The 15090-nt window shown below is 58.2% G+C and carries 12 protein-coding genes and 1 pseudogene; 9 read left to right on the forward strand and 4 right to left on the reverse strand.

Translation table 11 applies throughout. The features are described 5' to 3' along the window. Nucleotides 1-136: 136 nt before the first annotated feature. The 4 genes and pseudogenes from M8010_RS15950 to M8010_RS15965 form a co-directional block, all read left to right on the forward strand. Nucleotides 137-1309 (forward strand): annotated as a pseudogene (locus M8010_RS15950) (AMP-binding protein); the annotation flags it as partial. A 188-nt stretch (nt 1310-1497) separates the two neighbouring features. Continuing rightward, nucleotides 1498-2259, forward strand: a complete 762-nt coding sequence (locus tag M8010_RS15955) for an SDR family NAD(P)-dependent oxidoreductase (protein ID WP_250093620.1) — start codon at nt 1498-1500, stop codon at nt 2257-2259. 22 nt (nt 2260-2281) lie between these two features. Beyond that, nucleotides 2282-3436, forward strand: coding sequence for an acyl-CoA dehydrogenase family protein (locus M8010_RS15960; RefSeq protein ID WP_502846230.1), 1155 nt, complete (start codon nt 2282-2284; stop codon nt 3434-3436). 180 nt (nt 3437-3616) lie between these two features. Further along, nucleotides 3617-4798, forward strand: a complete 1182-nt coding sequence (locus tag M8010_RS15965; RefSeq protein WP_250093622.1) for a thiolase family protein — start codon at nt 3617-3619, stop codon at nt 4796-4798. Between the two features lie 14 nt (nt 4799-4812). Here M8010_RS15965 and M8010_RS15970 read toward each other — a convergent pair whose 3' ends face one another. Then, entirely contained in the window at nt 4813-5817 is a 1005-nt protein-coding gene (locus tag M8010_RS15970) for an AraC family transcriptional regulator (protein ID WP_250093624.1), read from the reverse strand. A gap of 116 nt (nt 5818-5933) precedes the next feature. Between M8010_RS15970 and M8010_RS15975 the strand changes: the two genes are divergently transcribed. After that, a complete protein-coding gene (locus tag M8010_RS15975; RefSeq protein ID WP_250093626.1) occupies nt 5934-6818 on the forward strand; it encodes a chemotaxis protein in 885 nt (294 codons plus the stop codon). Between the two features lie 9 nt (nt 6819-6827). Here M8010_RS15975 and M8010_RS15980 read toward each other — a convergent pair whose 3' ends face one another. Then, nucleotides 6828-7907 (reverse strand): alpha/beta hydrolase, encoded by a 1080-nt coding sequence (locus M8010_RS15980; RefSeq protein ID WP_250093627.1) that lies wholly within the window; start codon nt 7905-7907, stop codon nt 6828-6830. 252 nt (nt 7908-8159) lie between these two features. On the opposite strand from M8010_RS15980, the gene M8010_RS15985 reads away from it, so the two are divergent. Further along, nucleotides 8160-10970 (forward strand): FAD-binding and (Fe-S)-binding domain-containing protein, encoded by a 2811-nt coding sequence (locus M8010_RS15985; protein ID WP_250093628.1) that lies wholly within the window; start codon nt 8160-8162, stop codon nt 10968-10970. Here the strand turns inward: M8010_RS15985 and M8010_RS15990 are convergent. Further along, entirely contained in the window at nt 10964-12037 is a 1074-nt protein-coding gene (locus tag M8010_RS15990) for a mechanosensitive ion channel family protein (RefSeq protein WP_250093630.1), read from the reverse strand. The two genes, M8010_RS15985 and M8010_RS15990, sit on opposite strands and share 7 nt — an antisense overlap. 112 nt (nt 12038-12149) lie before the next feature. On the opposite strand from M8010_RS15990, the gene M8010_RS15995 reads away from it, so the two are divergent. Continuing rightward, complete coding sequence (locus M8010_RS15995) at nt 12150-12824, forward strand: NAD-dependent epimerase/dehydratase family protein (RefSeq protein ID WP_250093632.1); 675 nt, start codon at nt 12150-12152, stop codon at nt 12822-12824. A gap of 19 nt (nt 12825-12843) precedes the next feature. Here M8010_RS15995 and M8010_RS16000 read toward each other — a convergent pair whose 3' ends face one another. Continuing rightward, complete coding sequence (locus tag M8010_RS16000; RefSeq protein WP_250093634.1) at nt 12844-13155, reverse strand: hypothetical protein; 312 nt, start codon at nt 13153-13155, stop codon at nt 12844-12846. Between the two features lie 112 nt (nt 13156-13267). Here M8010_RS16000 and M8010_RS16005 point away from each other — a divergent pair, with 112 nt between their 5' ends. Together M8010_RS16005 and M8010_RS16010 are read left to right on the forward strand one after the other, a co-directional pair. Continuing rightward, nucleotides 13268-14158: a LysR family transcriptional regulator gene (locus M8010_RS16005; protein ID WP_250093636.1), complete on the forward strand. Its 891-nt coding sequence runs from the start codon at nt 13268-13270 to the stop codon at nt 14156-14158. Nucleotides 14159-14284: 126 nt separating this feature from the next. Beyond that, nucleotides 14285-15085 carry an SDR family NAD(P)-dependent oxidoreductase gene (locus tag M8010_RS16010; RefSeq protein WP_250093638.1) on the forward strand — a complete coding sequence of 267 codons (801 nt, stop codon included), beginning with the start codon at nt 14285-14287 and terminating at the stop codon, nt 15083-15085. Nucleotides 15086-15090: the final 5 nt, after the last annotated feature.

Genomic DNA, 15090 nt, shown 5'->3' on the forward strand with positions numbered 1-15090 from the left:
AGTTGACCAAATAACAACCAATGACGCCAATAATTCAGGCATCGCTGGTATCCTTTAGCTTCTCACTCACACTGGTTCTTCCTGGAGCACGTCAGATCACCGGAAAACGGTGTTTCTGGATGGGCACGAACTAGGCGGCGGTGGCACTCAGGTGAGTGACCTGGACTACGAGGCGTTCCTGGCCAGTGGCGATCCCGAATTCGAATGGCAGATGCCTGCCGATGAGTGGGATGCCATTTCGCTGTGCTACACCTCCGGCACTACCGGCAACCCGAAAGGGGTGGTGTATCACCATCGCGGGGCCTATGAGAACGCCATGGGCAATCAGGCGGTGTGGTCCATGGGTATGCACCCGGTGTACCTGTGGACGCTGCCGATGTTCCACTGCAACGGCTGGTGTTTCCCCTGGACTATTACTGCCTTTGCCGGTACCCACGTGTGCCTGCGCAAGGTGGACCCGGAGAAGATTCTGAACCTGATCAGCGAGCACAAGGTCAGCCACATGTGTGGCGCGCCGATTGTGTTGAATACATTGCTGGGCGCTTCGGAGGCCCTGAAATCCAGCTTCAGCCATACCGTGCAGGCGATGACGGCTGGCGCCGCGCCCCCGGCCAAGGTAATCGAGGCCATTGAGGCGATGGGCATCCAGGTGACTCATGTTTACGGCCTCACCGAGGTGTACGGCCCGGTAACCGTGTGCGCCTGGAAATCCGAGTGGGACGACCTGCCAGTGGAAGACCGCGCCCGCATCAAGGCGCGGCAGGGGGTCCGGTATCACACCCTCGCCGGCATGATGGTGGGAGACCCCGAGAGCATGGAAGCTGTGCCCAAGGACGGCAAGACCATCGGAGAGATTTTCCTGCGTGGCAACACGGTGATGAAGGGCTATCTGAAAAATTCCAAAGCCACGTCTGAAGCCCTGCGGGGCGGCTGGTTCCACACCGGTGACCTGGCAGTGTGGCATGCGGATGGCTACGCGGAGATCAAGGACCGCCTTAAGGACATCATTATCTCCGGCGGTGAGAACATCTCCACCATCGAACTGGAGGATGTGCTCTACCGCCATCCAGATGTTCTGGAAGCGGCGGTGGTAGCAAGACCGGACGAGAAGTGGGGAGAGACTCCCTGTGCCTTTGTGACCCTCAAACCGGACGCCGGGGATGTCAGTGAGGAAGACATTATCGCCTTCTGCCGGGAAAGAGTCGCGAAGTTCAAAGTGCCGAAAACGGTGGTGTTCAGCGAACTGCCGAAAACCTCCACCGGCAAGATCCAGAAGTTCGTGCTGCGGGAAGACGCCAAGAAGCTCTGACCGCCAATTGTGAGCGTCGGGGCCTACAGCTGTTATGGTCCCGACGTGTCAATTTTTATCAAATTTCCTGCCCGGTTATGTCATGGCGCCCAGGAGGTGACTGAGACAGACTGATCCCATACCCAAATTCGAGTAGTTCACCGGTGGACCCAGGGTTGCGCCGGTGGCGTTAATATCAGGAGATAGTTATGGAATTTCAAGGTGTACCAGCCATCGTAACCGGTGGTGCCTCAGGTCTTGGTGAGGGTGCAGCACGAGCGCTGGCCGCAGCTGGCTGTAAAGTCGCGATTTTCGACCTGTCGAAAGAGAAGGGCGAAGCCGTAGCGAAAGACATTGGTGGCGTATTCATCGAGTGCGACGTGTCCTCCGCCGAAAGCGCCGAAGCCGCGGTAAAAGCAGCCCGTGACGCCCATGGCCTGTGCGGTATCGCCGTTAACTGCGCCGGTATCGCCCCGGCTGCCAAGATCCTCGGCAAGGAAGGCCCCATGCCGCTGGAGAACTTCAACAAGGTTATCCAGGTCAACCTGATTGGCACCTTCAACATCATGCGCCTGGCCGCCGCCGACATGGCCCAGCGCGAACCCAACGCCGATGGCGAACGGGGCGTGGTGATATCCACCGCATCCGTGGCTGCTTTTGAAGGCCAGATCGGCCAGGCGGCCTACAGCGCTTCCAAGGGTGGCGTTGTCGCCATGACACTGCAGTCCGCGAGGGAGCTGGCGCGGGAAGGCATCCGCGTTAACACCATCGCTCCGGGCATTTTCATGACCCCGATGATGGCCGGTATGCCCCAGGAAGTGCAGGACAGCCTGGCCGCTACCCTGCCGTTCCCCAAGCGCCTGGGCAAGGCCGAGGAATTCGGCATGCTGGTGGACCAAATGGTACGCAACCCGATCCTCAACGGCGAAGTCATCCGCCTGGACAGCGCGCTGCGCATGGCGCCCAAGTAATTGGATTTTAAGGCAGGAGACAATCATGACCAGCGTTGTTGATAAAGAAGAACTCGAGATGTTCCGGGAATCCGTCATCAAGGCCCTGGAAACCGAGGTAACCCCACACTACGAAGACTGGGAGCACTCCGGTATCGTTCCCAGGAAACTGTGGAACACCCTGGGCAACGCCGGCATGCTCTGCGTCGACGTGCCCGAAGACATGGGTGGCTGTGTCGCACCCTTCCAGTATTCCGTAGTGGTGGGTGAAGAAATGGCCCGCATGGGCTTCGGCGCGCTGTCCACCAACGTCATGGTGCACTCCGACATCGTTGCCCCTTACCTCAGCCACATCGGTAACGAAGAACAGCGCCAGTACTGGCTGCCGAAGATGGTCTCCGGCGAAGCCGTCGGCGCCATCGCCATGACCGAACCCGGCGCCGGCAGCGACCTGCAGGCCATTCGTACCAGCGCCGTGAAGGACGGGGAGGACTACATCCTCAACGGCTCGAAAACCTTCATCACCAACGGCCAACACGCCGACATGGTGATCGTCGCCGCCAAAACCGACCCCAAGGCCGGCGCCAGAGGCATCAGCCTGTTCCTGGTAGACACCTCGTTACCGGGCTACAGCAAAGGCCGCAACCTCGACAAAATCGGCCAGCACTCCGGCGACACCTCGGAACTCTTCTTCTCCGACATGCGCATCCCCGCATCGGCATTGCTGGGCGAAGAAGGCCAGGGCTTCATGTACCTGATGCGCGAACTCCCCCGCGAACGCCTCGTCATCGGAGCACTGGGAGTCGCAGCCGCACGCGGCGCATTGGACCTCACCATCACTTACGCCGGGGAACGGGAACTCTTCGGCCAGAAACTGGCCCAACTGCAGAACACCCGCTTCGAAATCGCTCGCATGGAGACCGACTGCCGCGTCAACCGCGCCTTCGTCGACGAGTGCATCAGCCTGTACGAAAAAGGCGAACTCGACGCCCCAACGGCGTCCATGGCGAAATACAGCGCCACGGAAATGCAGTGCCGGGTCGCCGACGGTTGTCTGCAGTTGTTCGGTGGCTACGGCTACACCAGCGAATACCCGATTTCGAGAGCGTTTATCGACGCGAGAGTGCAAAGAATTTACGGCGGTACGTCTGAAGTCATGAAAGAAATCATCGCAAGGTCTGTTCTAGGCAAGGCGTAAATCGAAAAGCCTAAACAGACCGGTAGATAACTCAACAGTTGGAGGCTGAGTGACGATCACCCCATCCGGGACCGTAAAAAACAGGGATGTTTTTTACGAGCCTACAGGGACGTATTAACGGCGTGTCCCGGATGGGGTGATCGTCACTCGGCCCGCCCCGAGTCAAAGAGGATATGAGAAATGAGCAACACTGAAGTGGTAATAGCAGGCTCCGCCAGAACCCCCATGGGTGGCATGATGGGCGATCTGAGCTCCGTGCGCTCCCCTGATCTGGGCGCCACCTCCATCAAGGCAGCCATCGAAAGAAGCGGCCTCCAGCCCGCCGACATCGAGGAAGTCATCATGGGCTGCGTACTGCCAGGTGGCCTCGGCCAGGCACCGGCACGCCAGGCCTCCCGCGCCTCCGGCATCCCCGACTCCAGCGGCTGCACCACCATCAACAAAATGTGCGGCTCCGGCATGCAGGCCGTCATCATGGCCCACGACCAGATCAAAGCCGGCACCAACACCATCATGATCGCCGGCGGCATGGAAAACATGAGCCAGGCCCCGTACCTGCTGCCCAAGGCGCGCGCCGGTTATCGCATGGGCCACGGCCAGATCATCGACTCCATGTTCCTCGACGGCCTCGAAGACGCCTACGAAGGCGGCCTCATGGGCGTATTCGCCCAGCGCACTGCCGACAAGTACGATATCAGCCGTGAAGCCATGGACAACTTCGCCATCGCCTCCCTTGAGCGCTCGCTTGCCGCCATCAAGAACGGCGGATTCGCTGACGAAATCACCCCGGTGACCGTCTCCGGCCGCGGCGGCGACACCGTCGTAGACACCGACGAACAACCGGGCAAGGCCAAACCGGAGAAAATCCCCCAGCTGAAACCGGCCTTTGCCAAAGACGGCTCCGTTACCGCCGCCAACTCCAGCTCCATCAGTGATGGCGCCTCCGCCATGGTACTGGCCACCCGCGAAGAAGCTGAAAAACGCGGCCTCACACCCCAGGCCCGCATCATCGCCCACGCCACCCATGCCCGCCTGCCGGCCGAGTTCACCCTCGCGCCCATTGGTGCCATCGAAAAGGTACTGAAAAAAGCAGGCTGGAGCCGTGACGACGTGGACCTTTTTGAAATCAACGAAGCCTTTGCTGTGGTAACCCTGGCGGCCATTAATGAGCTAGGTCTGGATGCCGACAAGGTCAACGTTCATGGCGGCGCCTGCGCCCTGGGCCACCCCATTGGCTCCTCAGGCTCGCGGATTATGGTGACCCTGATCAACGCCCTGAAGCAGCGTGGCCTCAAGCGCGGTGTGGCATCCCTGTGCATCGGTGGCGGGGAAGGTACTGCCGTGGCGATCGAGCTGCTGTAAAAGAAAGCGGAGAACTACTGGTCCTGCTTACGGTAGGCCAGTGGACTGAGCCCGGTCCAGTGCTTGAAGGCACGTGAAAAGGCACCGGGCTCAGTAAATCCCAATTGCGACGAAATCTCCGACACGGTCAGATTCTGCCGCGTGAGCATGATCACTGCCTGGTCCCGCCGCAGGTTGTCCTTGATCTTCTGGTAAGAACTTCCTTCCGCCTTCAGTTTCCGTGACAGGGTATAGGCTGTCATGTGTAGCTCTTCGGCCATCTGCTCCTGAGTGGGTAATCGCTCGTCCTCAACATTCTCCAGAATCTGTCTTACCCGGGTGGTCAGGCTGTCGTCCTCATCAGTCCAGATCAACAGATTTCGGGGTGACTGTTCGATAAACGCATCTAGCTCTTCCGGTGTGCGGGTGACAGGCATATCCAGATAGTTGTGGCTGAAGAACAGGCTGTTGCGGGCGCGGTTGAAATGGCACCGGCAAGGGAAAACAAACCGGTACTCGTCGAAGTGCCCCGGCAATGCATGCTGGAAAGTGGCGTTGCTGAGCACGATTTTGCGGCCAATCAGCCAGCCTACCAGGCGATGCCACACCAGCAACAGCCACTCCACCAGGAAATTGTCCGGGTCCAGCTCCGGGTGGCGATGGGTGATGCTCAGCTCCACCTCCTCGCCGCTGGTATCCAGATCGATCACAATGTCATCGGAAAACAGCCGGTAACAGCGAATGCTCTGGCGGATAACCTCCTCCAGGTTGGTACTGTGTACCACCAGTGACCCCATCAAGTGGAAATGCCCGACTCGGCAGGGCTTTGTGGTGCGGCCCATGAATTCGTCATCCAGCTTGCCCCATACCAGCCGGAAAAGACGTATGAACTGCTCGGTGGGTACCCGCGCCCGGGGAGGGTGGATGAACTCCGGGTCAATGCCGTTTTTGCGTAGCAATTCATCGGAATAGCCCCCCGCCTGGTCCAGGCCGTAAAGGACGGCCCTGGCGTAGTGGGATGAGAAGGTGAGGTTCTTCATCGGGCGTTCATCTCGGGTGGGGCTGCCGGCTGCAAAATCTTACAATTTCGGACGTTCCAACATGTTATTGTCGGCGTCATATACTTTTCGCAAAGTTCCAGACAGGTTACAAGGTTATGGCCGAGGGCACCAAACACCCCCAGAAACTGTTGCTGTTTTATCTGACAAGCCATAGGCCCTTTGGGCTGGGTACTCTGAAAATCCGCGAGATCATGCCGTTTGTTCCGTTGACCAAACTGCCTCACAGCCATTCGGCGGTGGTCGGCACCATGAGTTTTCGCGGCTCGGCGGTACCGGTGATCGACATGGCCGCGGCGATTGGTTCCCAGCCGCTGACGGTGGAAGAGCGCAAGACAGCCTCTATTATCATCACCGATATCCAGCGCAGGGAAATCGGCTTTCTGGTGCGCAGCGTTCGCAAAATTGTAGAGACGGACTGGAAGGATGTAATGCCTCCCCCCAAAAGCCTTGGCGACCGCGCTTTCATAACTGGGCTGGTGACTATTGAGGATCAGATTGTCCAGTTGCTGGACGTCGAACTGTTGCTGGCGCGGGTGTATCCGGAGTCCGTCAATCCGTCCGAGGTGGTCCTGACCGACGTTCAGCGCGAGACTCTGAAAGGCCTGAATATCCTGCTGGTGGACGATTCCCAGGTGGCACGCAAACAGCTTTCCGATGCCCTGGACGCCAAGGACGTTACCTATTTTGTGACCACCAATGGCCAGGATGCGTTGGACCTGATGAACAACGCCAACAACGATGGCAAACCCATTGATATCCTGGTGAGTGACATTGAAATGCCCGGGCTGGATGGTTATGAGCTGACCTTCAACGTGCGGGACAGCAGTTCCCTCAAACAGCCCTACATCATTCTTCACACCTCGTTGAACAGCGAAATGAGCGTGAGCTACGCCAGACAGGTGGGCGCCGATGAGGCTCTGACAAAGTTTGATGCGGAAGAGTTGTTGCACGCGATATTGCGCGGAGCGGAGCGGGACTGAGCTTATTGGTCAAGCGCGGCCTGTTTCCACACGCGCCAGAAATTCTCCGATATGCTCGAATGCCGCTTCCGCTTCCGGTAATAGTGGCGTGAACAGGTGCCACACATGAACCATGTCGGGCCAGGTTTTTATTTCCACCGGTGATCCGGCAGCCCTCGCTTTCTCCACATACCGCCGGGCGTTTTCCGCCAGCAATTCCGATTCACTGACGTGAATAAGGGTCGGTGGAAGGTTGTGCAGTCTTCCTCGCAGGGGGGATGCAATCGGGCTGGTGGGTAATACCCGCAGGCCCAGAACCGTTCCCCACCACAACAAGGGCACGGGTACCCGCGACAGTTTCTTGACCGTTGGCCCCAGCATGGGATCGGTTTTCAGATTGGCGCGCTTGCCCAGCGACGTGAGCATCAGCTCGGTAGAAGGCGATAACGCGATAGCGGCATCCGGTTGTGGCAGGCCATGGTCCCGTACCCAGGCAATCAGCCCCAGGGTATGGCTGCCGCCGGCGGAGTCCCCGGCAACTACAAGGAAATCTGCCGGTTCTGTTCCGTCCGGGCCGTTCTCGAGTATCCAGCGGTAGGCCGTTCGGCAGTCGATAATCCCGTCCAGGTAGCGATTTTCCGGCATTAACCGGTAATCAACGGCGAAGACAGAGGCACGGGTCAGCCGGGACAAGCGGTCGGTGATGGCGCGATGGCTTTTGGGGCTGCCGGCGATCCAGGAGCCGCCGTGGATGTAAAGAATCCGGCGGTTGGTTTGTGCGCCGGGCGCAATCACCCACTCGCCTTTTGGGGCTCCGTTTTCAGGCCGGCGGATTTGCGAGACCAGTTCCAGATCATCGCTCATTCCATCCATGTATTGCCGCAACGCTTTTACTCGAGCGCGCCCCCGGAGACGGTCAGTTGCGGTGTGCATGCCCTGGACCTTCTCAAGCACTTGTTGGTGCGCTTCGCTCTGTTGCAGGCGCGTGGCCGTCTCGCTTTCATTTCGGCCACCGGATTTGCGGCGCAGCAGATACACTGCAACGGCAATAAGCATCACCGCAGCCAGGCCAAACCACATCATTACAAACCAGGCGATTCCGAAAATCATGGGCAGTCCGTGCGTGATTTTATGGAGAGTGGCTTGCGAAGATGCTGACAAACCTGCTCTATTAGCTTACCGGAACGATATCATGGCTTGACTGTCTGTGCTCATCACTTTGAAATCACTGTGCAGGCCATAGCAGAAGCCCGGACCCCGGGTAAAACGGTCTGGTCATCGCTATACTGTATACCCGGTTCAGCGGATTGATTGCGCTGGCCGCGTCCTGTCTGCACGGTCTAATCCATTAATGGGAGCCTCATGAGTCTTTCCCCTGACACCCTCACGGCAATAAAAGAATTGATCCCGGCCGCGCGGGTCTATGACGACCCGCTGTCGACACTGGCCTACGGCACTGATGCCAGCTTCTATCGGCTGATTCCGGGCGTCGTGGTGAAGGTGGAAAGCGAGGATGAAGTCGTCGGGGTACTGAAGATCGCCCGGCGCTTTGCGGCTCCCGTCACCTTCCGTGCCGCAGGTACCAGCCTTTCTGGCCAGGCCATCAGCGACTCCATCCTGCTGGTACTGGGTGATCAGTGGAGAGATCACGAGATTCGTAATGAAGGTCGCCAGATCCGTCTGCAGCCGGGAATCATTGGTGCCCAGGCTAATGCCTGGCTGGCGCCATACGGCTATAAGATCGGCCCTGACCCCGCGTCCATCAATGCCTGCAAAATCGGTGGCATTGTTGCCAATAACGCCAGTGGCATGTGCTGCGGCACTGCCCAGAATACCTATCATACTCTCGCCAGTATGCGCCTTGTGCTGGCGGATGGGGCAGTGGTGGATACCGAAGACTTCGCCAGTGTGAAAGTCTTCCGGTCCAGCCACGCCGGGCTACTTGCGGAACTGGAAAAGCTGGCGGCTGAGACGCGGGCAAACACCGAGCTGGCGGACCGTATCCGCCACAAGTATCGGCTGAAAAACACCACCGGCCTGTCACTCAATGCCCTGGTGGACTACAGCGACCCAATGGATATTCTCACCCACCTGATGGTGGGTTCTGAGGGCACCCTGGGGTTTGTAAGCTCGGTGACCTATAACACGGTGCCGGATTATCCCAATAAGGCCACGGCACTGCTGGTTTTCACTAATGCAGACAGTTGCTGTCGCGCGGCGGCCCTTCTGCGGTCACAGCCGGTAGATGCCGTAGAGCTGCTGGACCGGCGAAGTCTGCGCTCCGTTCAGGACAAGCCCGGTCTTCCGGGATGGATACATGGATTGTCGGATAACGCCTGCGCCCTGTTGATTGAAACAAGAGCTCCGGACCAGGCCGTGTTGAAAGAGCAACTGGTAAAGATCAAGGCCGCTCTGGCGGACTTCCCGGTTGAGGAAAAGGTGGATTTCACCACTGACCCCAAGGTGTCGGATCTGTTGTGGGCCATCCGCAAGGGTACTTTCCCGGCCGTAGGTGCGGTGCGCCCAACCGGTACCACGGTCATTATCGAAGACGTTACCTTCCCGCTTGACCAGCTGGCCGAGGGCGTCAAGCGACTGCAGTCGCTGTTTGTGAAACACGGCTATGACGACGCCATTATTTTTGGCCATGCCCTGGAAGGCAATCTTCACTTTGTGTTTCCCCAGGGGTTTGATGACCCTGCCGAGGTGGCGCGCTACGACGCCTTCATGAAAGATGTCTCGCAACTGGTGGCGGTTGAGTTCGGCGGTTCTCTCAAGGCCGAACACGGTACCGGTCGCAATATGGCACCTTTTGTGGAGCTGGAGTGGGGGCACGACGCCTGGGAGCTGATGTGGAAGATCAAGGGCCTGCTGGACCCGGACAACCTGCTGAATCCGGATGTGGTTCTTTCCAGGGATCCGGACATCCACCTCAAGAACCTGAAGCCGTTGCCCGCCGCCGACCCATTGGTGGACAAGTGCATCGAGTGTGGGTTCTGCGAGCCGGTATGTCCCTCGGAAGGGCTGACCTTGTCGCCGCGCCAGCGCATTGTGATCTGGCGTGATATCCAGGCGAAGAAGCGGGCCGGGGAGGATACCTCCGAACTGGAAGCGGCCTACCAGTACCACGGCATAGATACCTGTGCGGCCACCGGCTTGTGCGCCCAGCGATGCCCGGTGGATATCAACACTGGCGACCTGGTGCGCAAGTTGCGGGCACAGAAAACGGGCCACCACGGCACAGCCAATTGGGTGGCGGGGCATTTTCCGACTGTGTTGCGGGGCACGCGGTTCGTGCTTGCCATGGCCTCTGGCGCGGAAAAACTCCTCGGCGCTCCGAGGCTGGCAAAGCTGAGTGCAGGGATGAGTAAAATTTCGGGGCAGCGACTGCCACAATGGGATCCGGCCATGCCACAGCCCATCCGTTTTGTTCCGCCGGTACCGACGGCGGATAGTGGCGCACCAAGGGTGGTATACCTGCCCGCCTGCGTCTCCCGTGTGATGGGGCCGGCCATTACTGACGCTGAGCAAACAACATTGCAGGACAAAACCCGCCAATTACTGAAGAAGGGCGGTTACCAGGTGGTTCATCCCCAGGGGCTGGATGCGCTTTGTTGTGGCCAGCCTTTCGCCTCCAAGGGTTACCCGGAACAGGCAGATCGCAAGAAATCCGAGCTATTGGATGCGTTGCTCGCCGCTACGCGTAATGGCAAGGATCCGGTGTATTGCGATACCAGCCCGTGCACGTTGCAGATTCAGGAAGCGGCGCGCGAGCTGGGCCTTGACCTGTACGATCCGGTGAAATTTATCCGCGAGAAGCTGGTTGATCGTCTGGTGTTTAAGCCCGAAGAGACACCCATCGCCATTCACGTTACCTGCAGTACGCAGCATCTTGGTGAGTCCCAGGGGTTGATCGATATCGCCCGACGCTGCAGCACCAATGTGGTGATTCCGGAGGATATTCACTGCTGCGCTTTTGCCGGCGACAAAGGGTTCAATGTGCCGGAGCTGAACAACCATGCACTGCGCACGCTGCCGCGCCAGATAGAAGGTTGCACTGAGGGGATCTCCACCAGCCGTACCTGCGAGATCGGCCTGAGCCGGCACGGCGGGATTGATTACCACGGGCTTGTTTACCTGGTAGACCGGGTGACACAAGCCGCGACTCAATGATCCGGCTTATCGACCAGCCGGGCGCGTACACGGGGCAGGTGCTCGGGGTATTGCTCCTGGATAAAGGTAATGAGGCCCTCGCGGATAGCGCAGCGGAGGTTCCAGAGCGCCGAGGAGTCTATGGCACTCATGAACAGGCGGACCTGGATGGTGGTCTCTCCGGCGTCTGTGACCTGTACGGTACTGATGTTCCCGTTCCATTCCGGTGATTGTTGCAGCAGTCTGTTGAATTCTGTTCGTATCGGCTCAACTGGCATGCCGTAGTCAACATTGATGAATACCGTCCCGGCCAGCTCGGTGTCGTTTCTGGTCCAGTTCTGGAACGGGTTCTCGATAAACCATTGCAGCGGCACAACCAGCCGCCTCAGGTCCCATACTCTCAGAACAACGTAGGTGGCGGTTACTTCCTCCACCCAGCACCACTCGCCTTGTACATAAAGAACGTCATCAATGCGAAAAGGCTGGGTCAGCGCGATCTGCATCCCCGCAAGCAGGTTGCCGAGCACTGGCTTGGCCGCGAAGCCCAGAATGATGCCGCCGATACCCGCTGACGCCAGCAGGCCGCTGCCGAGGTGACGAACCGGTTCGAAGGTGACCAGTGCAGCGCCCATGCCCACGATGACAATAAGAATATTCAGTACCCTCACCAGAAAACGTGTCTGCGTTTCTACCTTGCGGGCACGCTTCCACTGGCCTTCCAAGACCGGGTTCAAAGAGACGATGACATCTCCGATGGCAGAGGTGCAGCGCACCAGGGCCCAGGTGACAGCGACAATCAACAGCAGCGTGGCGGCGTGTTGAAAGGTGGCCAGAAATGGCAAGTCAGGAGAAGCAGCCTCCAGAATCCCGTTCAGAACCAGCAGGGCCAGAACAACGCCTAAAGCTGGAGCCGAGGCATCAAAAAAAAGGCGCGGAACGGTCCTGCTGCGGGTCAGTCGCTGAATAATGGCCAGCACACCTTTAAAAACCAGCAAGGTGACAACCACCGATAGCAGGGCGGTCAGTCCAGGATAAAGCCAGCCCTGGAGGCCGGTCTGGAGCGCGTTGAAAATGGCAGAATCAGTCATGGGTTATCGATTTTGAATCAGCAGGTGAGCCAGTGTGCGGTTCCATTCAGTGTAAACTGCTTTTGTGCAGCGTGATATGGTTGCCGTGTTCTCCTCGGCTAAGAGAAATTCTATGAAAGTGATGCTACTGGGCGCCACCGGCCTGACCGGCGGTAAAGTCCTGGAGCGGTTGCTGGCGAATGACCGTGTGTCTTCGGTTGTCGCGCCGGTGCGCCGCGAAATTGCACTGACTCATGAAAAACTTGAGCAGCACGAGATGGATTTTGACAGGATTCGTGAACACGGCGAACTGTTCGCGGTGGATGTCATCATCTGTTGTCTTGGCACCACTATCAAGAAAGCCGGTTCCCCGGAACAATTCCGCAAGGTGGATTATGGTTATCCGCTGAAAGCGGCGGAGCTGGGCCGGGCAAACGGCGTGAAAGCATTTATCCTGATGTCCGCCATCGCCGCTTCGTCTTCATCCAAGGTATTTTACAATCGGGTAAAAGGCGACCTGGAGGAGAGCGTAAAAGCCTTGGGCTTTCCGTTGCTGTCCATTTATCAACCCAGCCTGCTTCTGGGCGAAAGGGACGAGAGCCGGACCGCTGAAGCGCTCGGTATGAAAGCCATGCCCCTGGTTAACCGGGCGCTGATCGGCCCGCTGGAGCGGTTTCGTGCGATTGAAGCGGATATCGTGGCCGGGGCGATGGTGAACGAAGTGTGTGGTTTGTCACTTGATCAGGATTCCGGGCCGGATGTCCGGGTGCATGAGTACCCGGACATTGTGGCGTTGGCGAAGGCCTGAGCACTCACCCGAAGATGTCTTACAGTTCTCTTCTCGCCTTGCGGCAAACTTGCAGTGCCTTCAGGGCATCCACCTTCAGTGGGAGCCTGAGTGCCCACTGAATATCCGTCCTCTCAAACCCGATATCTGACAGTATCTGATCATCCTCATCCAGCAACGGTACAAACAGCCGCCGAAAATGATGTCGTCGACGAAAGATCTTGAGCCAGAACTCGAGTGTTGCCATGAAGGCGAGCGGTGGTGTTGCTGGCATGTACAGCTCCAGTTCTGGTGGATTCGCCGGGGAATCCGGTAGCAGTTCCGGGCGACGGAATTCCTGTTGGTTGGACATCTTGAGGGTCTCCTGGTCGACGATGGGCGTGTTCCAAGCATGCAACTTCACCTTTGATCAAACAAACGAAAAGATTTAACATCTGAGTTAAGAAAAACTGAAAGGTAAAAAGATGGACGGTTCAAGACCTGTGATCACCCGTGAGGCTATCCCCCTGCTGGATACCGACGTTTTGAGAACCTTCGTGGCGATTGCTGAAAGCGGAAGTTTTACCCGGGCTGCCAAGCAGGTCTTCCGCACGCCTTCGGCTCTGAGCATGCAGATAAAGCGGCTCGAGGAAATCCTCGGGCATGTTCTGTTTGTCCGTGAAGCCCGCCACGTTCGCCTGACCCCCGAGGGTGAGATGTTGCTGGGCTACGGGCGGCGTCTGTTGCGGTTGAATGAGGAAGCCATGCAGCAATTCCTGAGGCCCACCCTGGAAGGCAGGGTAGGTTTCGGTACGTCAGATGATGTGGGTAGCCGTATTCTGCCCAGGGTGCTTGCACAGTTTGCACGGTCTTATCCGGCTGTCCAGGTAGACGTAGTGGTTGGCTCAAGCCAGCAGAATCTGGTGCGCCTGGACGCTGGCGAACTGGATATGGTGCTGGTAACGATCGGTAATGAGGGTCAGGAATGGCGGGGAGAAGTCGTACACACGGAGCCACTGGTGTGGACGGGGCGCGAGGGAGGTATAGCGGCCAATCGTTCACCCTTGCCAGTGTCCCTCGCTAACCATGGCTGTGCCTGGCGTCGAATGGCCCTGAATGCATTGGATGAAGCCCATATGCCCTATCGCATCGCCTATACCTGCGATAACTCCTCCGGCCAGGAGGCAGCTATGCTGGCGGATCTTGCAGTCGCACCTTTCCCCATCAGTCTCGTGCAGCCACCATTGCGAAAACTCGACAGGGAGGGGCTGCCGGCCCTTGCGAATTACCAGATCGCACTGGTGCGCGGCGGCAGCAATCCGGTTAACGATGCATTGGCGGGTCATGTGAAAGAGGCGTTTGCTGATTTGAGATGAGGGGCCTGTCAGCAGCGCAATATTCACAACAATCTGACAGTTCGGATCAGTCGCAGTAGTCGATTTTTAAAATTTTCTTGAATATTTCGAGCGCTCGTTCTATTTTTGGATGACGGAGGTCGAAATATGAACAATCCCAATAACACGAACTCTGGCAATAACAACTGGTCTCTCCGCCTTGACGGCAAGACTGCATTGGTCACCGGCGCCGCTGGCGGACTGGGTCATAGCTTTACCCGATGCCTGCTGGAGGCCGGTGCTACGGTCATTGCCAGTGGCCGCCGCCGCGAGGCGCTGGAGTCCCACAGAGACGAGTTTCCCGAACATGCCGATCGGATCCATGTTGTAACCATGGATGTGACCGATGAAGCCAGCGTCACTGAAGCCTTCGATACCATGGCCGACGACATCGCGGTCCCGGATGTAGTGGTTTCCAACGCTGGCGTGGCAACCAGCAAGAAGGCACTGGACCTCAAGGGTTCGGACTGGGACCGGGTGATTGATACCAATCTCAAGGGCTGCTGGCTGGTTGCCAATGAGGCGGCACGTCGCCTCTCTGCAATCAACCGGGGCGGCAGCATCATCATGATTTCTTCCATTCTTGGCCATCGCGTTGCTGGCAATGTGGCGCCTTATGCTGCCGCGAAGGCCGGGGTCGAGCAGCTGACCCGTGCCCTTGCGTTGGAATGGGCCCGTTATGGTATTCGCGTCAATGCGCTGGCACCGGGTTACATCGAAACCGACCTGAATCGCGATTTCTTCGCCAGTGAACCCGGTCAGAAAATGATCCGCCGGATTCCCCAGCGCCGTCTGGGTCAGGCTGATGACCTGAGCGGCCCCTTGATGCTTCTGGCTTCAGGACTTTCCGACTACATGACTGGCAGCACCCTCGTGGTGGATGGCGGTCATCTTCAATCTTCGCTGTAAGGAGC

The sequence above is a fragment of the Marinobacter sp. ATCH36 genome, assembly GCF_023555055.1.
GTDB lineage: Bacteria > Pseudomonadota > Gammaproteobacteria > Pseudomonadales > Oleiphilaceae > Marinobacter.

What these genes read in the sequence shown, in the direction of transcription:
- M8010_RS15955 (WP_250093620.1), top strand. Translation starts at nt 1,498, where the DNA reads ATGGAATTTCAAGGTGTACCAGCCATCGTAACCGGTGGTGCCTCAGGT.
- M8010_RS15980 (WP_250093627.1), bottom strand. Translation starts at nt 7,907, where the DNA reads ATGATTTTCGGAATCGCCTGGTTTGTAATGATGTGGTTTGGCCTGGCT.
- M8010_RS15990 (WP_250093630.1), bottom strand. Translation starts at nt 12,037, where the DNA reads ATGACTGATTCTGCCATTTTCAACGCGCTCCAGACCGGCCTCCAGGGC.
- M8010_RS15970 (WP_250093624.1), bottom strand. Translation starts at nt 5,817, where the DNA reads ATGAAGAACCTCACCTTCTCATCCCACTACGCCAGGGCCGTCCTTTAC.
- M8010_RS16010 (WP_250093638.1), top strand. Translation starts at nt 14,285, where the DNA reads ATGAACAATCCCAATAACACGAACTCTGGCAATAACAACTGGTCTCTC.
- M8010_RS15965 (WP_250093622.1), top strand. Translation starts at nt 3,617, where the DNA reads ATGAGCAACACTGAAGTGGTAATAGCAGGCTCCGCCAGAACCCCCATG.
- M8010_RS15995 (WP_250093632.1), top strand. Translation starts at nt 12,150, where the DNA reads ATGAAAGTGATGCTACTGGGCGCCACCGGCCTGACCGGCGGTAAAGTC.
- M8010_RS15975 (WP_250093626.1), top strand. Translation starts at nt 5,934, where the DNA reads ATGGCCGAGGGCACCAAACACCCCCAGAAACTGTTGCTGTTTTATCTG.
- M8010_RS16000 (WP_250093634.1), bottom strand. Translation starts at nt 13,155, where the DNA reads ATGTCCAACCAACAGGAATTCCGTCGCCCGGAACTGCTACCGGATTCC.
- M8010_RS16005 (WP_250093636.1), top strand. Translation starts at nt 13,268, where the DNA reads ATGGACGGTTCAAGACCTGTGATCACCCGTGAGGCTATCCCCCTGCTG.
- M8010_RS15985 (WP_250093628.1), top strand. Translation starts at nt 8,160, where the DNA reads ATGAGTCTTTCCCCTGACACCCTCACGGCAATAAAAGAATTGATCCCG.